Source organism: Catenulispora rubra (assembly GCF_015356825.1).
Taxonomy (GTDB): domain Bacteria; phylum Actinomycetota; class Actinomycetes; order Streptomycetales; family Catenulisporaceae; genus Catenulispora; species Catenulispora rubra.
In genome coordinates this window covers 1-2372 of the sequence record NZ_JAACYW010000570.1, presented here as the reverse complement: position 1 = coordinate 2372, position 2372 = coordinate 1, and the positions used below count along the sequence as shown (strand labels likewise).

The window sequence follows — 2372 nt, the reverse complement described above, 5'->3', positions numbered from 1 at the left end:
GTTCAACGGCGGTTCGCAGACTCCTTATCCGCCGCAGGGCTTGCCTTTCGGGCCGGGCGGTCCGGGCGGCCCCAACGGTCCGATGGGCCCGGGCTCCGGCTTCCAGTCCGCGCCCATGTCCGCCCCGAAGAACAACACCGGGCGCAACGTCGGCCTCGGCATCGGCGCGCTGGTGGTCGTCGGCGGCATCGTCGCGGCGATCGCCCTGTCCGGCGGGGGCGGTAGCGGCGACAACCAGAACGCGAACACGCCGGGCGGCCAGGTCACGTCGAACCAGTCGTCGGCGCCGAACCCGCTGTCGGGCTCGTCCTCGGGCGCGGTGACGAACGGACCGAACTCGTCGCAGGACCCGACCACGTCCGGGTCGTCGAGCCCGAGCGTGTCGAGCACGTCGAGCTCCACGGACCCGGCGACGTGGGACACCTCGTCCACGGACCAGACGGCCTTCACCCCGGACTCGCTGCTGCCGGTGTCGTTCACGGACGACAAGGGCGTGGTGTACACCGCGACGAACCGCTGGACCGACAAGTGCGTCAACTCTTATGAGAGTGCCCAGTTGAAGGCCATGCTGACGCAGTACCAGTGCCAGAACCAGGCGATCGGCACGTACACCGACAGCACCGGCCGGATCCTGGTGGACGTGGCGGTCCTGCCGTTGCCGGACGCGCAGACCGCGAAGACCGCTTTCCAGACCATGCAGGGCAAGAACGCGTTCACCGTCGAGGACTGGGGTATCTGGTGCCCCAAGACCGGCCCCGGCTCGGACGTGTGCGGCTCCGGCAAGAACACCGGCAGCGCGCAGCAGTACGGCTACATCCAGCCCGACCACCGGTACCTGGTCCACGCGGTGTCGCTCTACATCAACCTCACCACGGACGCGTCGGCCCAGTCCTGGCTGAAGCCGGCCGCCACCAGCGCGGCGAAGCAGGGCGGACCGCAGGTCGCGGTGCAGTAAGTCGCGGTGCAACAACTCGAGATAGCAGGGACCTGATGACGAGGGAGGGCGGGGCCTTGTCCGTGCAGCGTGGGGATCTGGTCGCCGGAAGATACCGGACCGGCGAGCCGCTGGGGCCGGCGTGGCGTGCGCACGACGAGACCGGCGGCGGCACCGAGGTGCTGCTGGTACCGGTCGCACCCCCGGGGGAGGCAGGCGCCGAAGCCGCAGCCCCCGACCCCCTGAACACCGACCGCTGGCGCGACCGCCCCGGCACCCCGCCGGTCACCGCCACCGCGACCGGCGACGCCGGCGCCTGGCTGGTGACCCAGCCGGTAGCGGCCCGCACCCTGTCCGACGCCGTGGCGCAGTGGGGCGCCCTCCCCGCCGAGCAGGTCCTCCTCATCGCAGCCGGCGCGACCACAACGCTGTCCGCAAACGGCCCCCGCATCTCAGCGGCCCCGGACCACATCCTGCTCACCGACGACGGCCAGGTCCTCCTCCTCCCGATCGAGACGACGGAGAACGACCTCCCCACCCTCGGCGCCTCCCTGCACCTGGCGGCCGAAGGCCACCCGGCCACCGAAGCCGGCCCCGGACCCCTGCGCCAACCGCAGCTCACGGCCCTGATCACCGGCCTGACGCAGCCCGACTCCGACCGCGCGAGCACGCTGGACAGAACCTTCGCGGAGCTGTCGCGCCTGGGCGCACCGCTGGCGACCGTGCACGGCACCGACACGCTGCACGAGGCACAGGCGGCGAGCGCCGCAGCCGATGCGGTGGACAACGACGATGCTGACGCGACGCAGCCGATCGAGTCGAGCGAGGTGCCGACGCAGACGATGTCGGCGACGGAGCTGCTGGCCGAGACCGGCGAGAACGAGGTCGAGGCTGCGGCCGAGGACGATGACACCGCCGAGGCTGAGGCTGAGGCTGATGAGGACGCCGAGGCTGACGACGCGGCCACTCGCCAGGTGCCGGTCATCGCAGCAGACGAGGTCCCGGCGCCCGAAGCCGAGACCGCCAGCCTGGAATCGCCTTCCGCCGACGAAGCCGCGACCCGGCAGGTCCCCCTGGTCGTCGCGGATGCGGTCCCGGCGTCCGACAGCGAGACCGCCACCCTGGAATCCCCCGCCGACGAAACCGCGACCCGGCAGGTTCCTCTAGTCGCCGCCGCACCCGACACCGACTCCACCACGACCCGCCAGGTCCCCACGCTCGACCTGGAATCCGCCGCCGCCGCGATCCCCACCGACTCGACCGAGGAGATCCCCTCCCCGGACGATTCCGCCACCAAGTCGCTGCCCCTCCCGGCGGTCGCGTCCGCCGAGCCGACGCCCAATCCGTTCGTCGCCCCGACCCAGGCCGCCGAGGCCGTTCCGCCGATCGCCCAGGCCATGGGCCAGCAGCCGGTACCGCCGGTGCCTCCGACGCAGGC

The 2372-nt window shown here is 72.1% G+C and carries 1 protein-coding gene and 1 pseudogene; both read left to right on the top strand.

The genetic code is table 11. The features are described from left to right. Positions 1-955 (top strand): annotated as a pseudogene (locus GWK61_RS54100) (hypothetical protein); the annotation flags it as partial. 56 nt (positions 956-1011) lie between these two features. Then, the coding region (locus GWK61_RS54095; protein WP_438939838.1) for a hypothetical protein at positions 1012-2372 on the top strand (1361 nt) is incomplete at its 3' end.